Annotated in this window: 4 protein-coding genes and 1 pseudogene; 4 read left to right on the plus strand and 1 reads right to left on the minus strand. The window is 61.8% G+C overall.

The features are described from left to right. The 4 genes and pseudogenes from EN932_RS39210 to ugpC form a co-directional block, all read left to right on the plus strand. Positions 1-158 (plus strand): annotated as a pseudogene (locus EN932_RS39210) (sugar ABC transporter substrate-binding protein); the annotation flags it as partial. A 206-nt stretch (positions 159-364) separates the two neighbouring features. After that, on the plus strand, positions 365-1,288 hold the full coding sequence (locus EN932_RS30760) for a sugar ABC transporter permease (protein WP_013531925.1): 924 nt from the start codon (positions 365-367) through the stop codon (positions 1,286-1,288). Beyond that, positions 1,288-2,136 carry a carbohydrate ABC transporter permease gene (locus EN932_RS30765; RefSeq protein ID WP_127369777.1) on the plus strand — a complete coding sequence of 283 codons (849 nt, stop codon included), beginning with the start codon at positions 1,288-1,290 and terminating at the stop codon, positions 2,134-2,136. Before EN932_RS30760 ends, EN932_RS30765 begins: the two co-directional genes overlap by 1 nt. 4 nt (positions 2,137-2,140) lie before the next feature. After that, positions 2,141-3,208 (plus strand): sn-glycerol-3-phosphate ABC transporter ATP-binding protein UgpC, encoded by a 1,068-nt coding sequence (gene ugpC / locus EN932_RS30770; protein ID WP_127385879.1) that lies wholly within the window; start codon positions 2,141-2,143, stop codon positions 3,206-3,208. A 316-nt stretch (positions 3,209-3,524) separates the two neighbouring features. On the opposite strand, the gene EN932_RS30775 is transcribed toward ugpC, so the two are convergent. Then, positions 3,525-3,734: a hypothetical protein gene (locus EN932_RS30775; protein ID WP_013531922.1), complete on the minus strand. Its 210-nt coding sequence runs from the start codon at positions 3,732-3,734 to the stop codon at positions 3,525-3,527. Positions 3,735-4,119: the final 385 nt, after the last annotated feature.

The raw sequence follows: 4,119 nt of genomic DNA on the forward strand, positions 1-4,119 counted from the left end.
CGCATCTGGAGAACCTCGGCAATTTCGTCGACCAGGTGGCGATCAAGAATTTTCAGGAAGTGCTGCTTGGCCAGAAGACGGCCAAGGACGTCGCCGACCAGTGGGCTGCCTTCCTGACCAAGGAACAGCAGGACTGGCTGGCGAAGAACAAGAAGTAGTTTTTCTTCCCTTCTCGCCGTTCAAGGGGAGAAGGTGTCACGAAGTGACGGATGAGGGGCGGCGCTATGCCTCGATAGGTTCGCGCTGCCCCTCATCTGCCTGCCCGTCATCCGCAGCAGCTGCGGAGGGTGGACCGGCATCTTCTCCCCGTGAACGGGGAGAAGGACGCTGTCCCCGACGCCGTTCCAGGAGCGCCCCCGAGCCAATGACCTACGCCGTGTCCGAAATACGATCCGTCGGCAAGCCGCGTCGCAAGCGGCTATCCCATGCCGCTATCGAGCCATGGCTCTATCTCAGCCCGGCGATCATCCTGCTGGTCGTGGTGCTTCTGGTGCCGCTGGTCATCGGCATCAGCTACTCCTTCCGCAAGTTCTCCGCCTTCAAGTCCGAATATGTCGGGCTCGGCCAGTATCAGGCGATGCTGTCGGATCAGGTGCTGGGCCAGGCGCTGGTCAACACGTTGTGGTGGACGGTCGCCAGCCTTTTCTTCCAGTTCTTCCTCGGCCTTGGCCTGGCGCTTCTGCTCGACAAGCCGTTTCGCGGCCGCAAGGCTGTACAAGCCCTGGTGTTCCTGCCCTGGGCGGTGCCGTCCTTCCTGTCGGGCCTGACCTGGGCCTGGCTGTTCAATCCGATCATCGGCCCGCTGCCGCACTGGCTGTTTGCATTGGGGCTGAAGGCCGAGCCGACCAATGTGCTGTCCGATCCGTCAACCGCCATGTGGGGGCCGATCGTCGCCAATATCTGGTTCGGCATTCCTTTCTTCGCCATCACGCTCTTGGCGGCGCTGAAGTCGATCCCGTCGGAACTGCATGAGGCGGCGGCGATCGACGGCGCTTCGCCCTGGCAGCGCTTCACCAAGGTGACGCTGCCGTTTCTGGCGCCGACCATCGCCATCACCGTGATGTTGCGCACCATCTGGATCGCCACCTTCGCCGACCTGATCTTCGTGATGACGGAGGGCGGGCCAGCCGGCTCGACCAACACTGTGCCGGTCTACATCTATGTCAGCGCCTTCAAATCGCTGGACAAGGGCTATGCCTCGGCGGTGGCCGTGCTGCTATTGGTCCTGCTCATTGCCTATGCGATTGCGCTGATCGGTATCCGCCGCACGCTTGTGAGGCACGTCTGATGATCGCAGGACGTTCAACCTCGCAGCGCTTCTTCGGCGGCATCGGCCTCTACGCGGCAATCGCGGCTTACGTGCTCTTTGCCTTGTTCCCGATCTACTGGACGCTGAGGATCTCGGTCACGCCGGAGCGGCTGCTTTATTCCGAAGGCATCACCTTCTGGCCGTCGCACATGACGCTGCAGAACTTCGTAACCGTGCTCGAGGCCACCGATTTCCCGCGCTATTTCCTCAACAGCGTCATCGTCTCGGTATCGACGGCGGCACTGGTGACAATCATCGCCACGCTTGCCGGCTATGCCATGTCGCGCTTCACCTTTCGCGGCAAGGCAGCACTGGCGCTGATGTTGCTTTTGACCCAGACCTTTCCGCTGGTGATGGTCATTCCGCCGATCTACCGCGTGATGGGTCAGATCGGACTGATCAACAGCCTGACCGGGCTGATCATCATCTACACCGCCTTCAACACGGCTTTTGCCACCTTCCTCATGCAGTCCTTCTTCGACGGCATCCCCAAGGATCTGGAGGAAGCGGCGATGATCGACGGCTGCACGCGTGCGCAGGCGATGCGCAAGGTGATTGTACCGCTGACGCTGCCGGGCATGGGCGCCACGCTCGGCTTCGTCTTCACCGCCGCCTGGAGCGAGCTTCTGTTCGCGCTGATGCTGATTTCCAGCGACGACCAGAAGACCTTCGCCGTCGGCTTGCTCACCTTCATCGGCAAGTTCGCCGTCGATTGGGGACAGATGATGGCGGCATCCATCCTGGCGTTGATCCCGGTCTGCATCTTCTTCGCCTTCCTGCAACGCTATCTCGTCACCGGCCTGACCGCCGGCGCCGTCAAAGGATAGATCGATGGCCTCTGTTACGCTCGAGAAGGTCCGCAAGGACTATGGCGCCGTCCGCGTCCTGCACGCGGTCGACCTTGAAATCGCCGATGGCGAGTTCGTCGTCCTGGTTGGGCCGTCGGGCTGCGGCAAGTCCACGCTTTTGCGCATGATCGCCGGGCTGGAGGAGGCTTCCGGCGGCGAGATCCGCATTGGCGAGCGGCTGGTCAATGACGTAGCACCCAAGGACCGCGACATCGCCATGGTGTTCCAGTCCTACGCGCTTTATCCGCATATGGACGTGTCGAAGAACATGGGCTTCAGCCTGCTCCTGAAGAAGGCGGAGAAGGCGACGATCGACTCCAGGGTGGACGGCGCCGCCAAGCGGCTCGGGCTCGACACCTTCCTGCAGCGCCTGCCGCGGCAATTGTCCGGCGGCCAGCGCCAGCGCGTCGCCATGGGCCGGGCGATCGTGCGCGACCCCAAGGTCTTCCTGTTCGACGAGCCGCTGTCGAACCTCGACGCCAAGCTGCGCGTCCATATGCGCGCCGAGATCAAGGCGCTGCACCAGCAACTGAAGACGACATCGGTCTATGTCACGCACGACCAGATCGAGGCGATGACCATGGCCGACCGGATCGTCGTCATGCATGACGGGCTGATCCAGCAGGTCGGCGCGCCGCTCGATCTCTACGACCGGCCGGCCAACATGTTCGTTGCGGGTTTCATTGGTTCACCCGGCATGAATTTTCTGCCGGCGACGGTTCGTAAGGGCGCTACGTTGGAGGCCGTACTGACCGACGGCCAGGCGCTGCGGCTGCCGGAAGGCCTGCCACTGACCCACGGTGACGCCATCACCGTCGGTTTGCGGCCCGAGCATATCAAGCTGGCGGACGAGGGTGCGTTGAAGGGCGAGGTGGGTGTGGTCGAGCCGCTCGGCCTTTCGACGCAGTTCTACGTCAAGCTAGCCAGCCAGCAGCTGTGCGTCTTTGCCATGGGCCGTGCCGGCGTCAAGTCCGGCGACGTGGTGCGGTTGGCGGCCGAACCGGACCAGCTGCATCTGTTCGATGCGAAAAGCGGCGAGCGCATCGGCTGAGGGGACGCAGCCGGGTCGGATGCGGGCAGCCGGATCAGGCGCCGCTATCGGGCGGGACATGCACGGTAACGCTACATTTCAATTGGATAAAATAGCGGAACGTCCAAGAGACATTTCCGGAACCTAACAGGATCGCTCGGACCTTTGCGTCTAGGGCGCAAGACCTTAGTCCCGCCGTCTTCTCAAAAGAACGGAGGTCATTTCGCCGCGAACTAGGCCACCGTCGGAGTTAGTCAACACCGACGGTGGCCCCTGCAATATGGGCGAGTGGGTTGTGTGCGGATATGGTGTGATCGCGGAAGGCGATTGTAGACCGCTAACCGCGAGGGCTTCTTTTGGACAGCGGCGAGCTGTCCAACGGGTTTTCAGCCGATTTGGCCGATCGCCGCTCCTTCAGCCACAGGGACTTCTTTCTCCTTGCCAGGTTCTCGTCTCGAACGCTGTCTTCGGCGGTCACTCCGCCATGCATCGCGGCAATCACGTAGTCGGCTCTGTTGGTTCGAAAGTCGCCTTTTTGTACGGACATCGTTTTCTCCCAGTGCGAGGCATTTCCCCCCTTTTTGCCTGACGCTGAAACTAACTACCTATCCGTGGTGCAAGTCTACCAATTGGCGATTGTATTAAAACGATACACTCAGATGGTGCGATCGCACGAGAGGAGCCCATCCTGGCGAGGCTTCTTCATTGACCCTGTTGTGATCCTTGCGGGGGTGCCGCGGCGGGAGGTGTCGGAGCCTGCGGTGCGGGTTCCGTGGAAGGCGTGGCGGGGCTGTCAGGCTGAGGTGCAGGCGGTGCGGCCTCTTCCTCAGTCAGAACCTGGTCAGTCCTGGCCTTGATCTCATCGGCCGTCTGCTGGCTTATCAGCCCGTTGCTGACGGCAAAGCCAGCAGCCAGAGCGACAAGGGCTGCAA

The sequence above is a fragment of the Mesorhizobium sp. M7A.F.Ca.US.002.01.1.1 genome (assembly GCF_004022955.1).
GTDB lineage: Bacteria > Pseudomonadota > Alphaproteobacteria > Rhizobiales > Rhizobiaceae > Mesorhizobium > Mesorhizobium ciceri.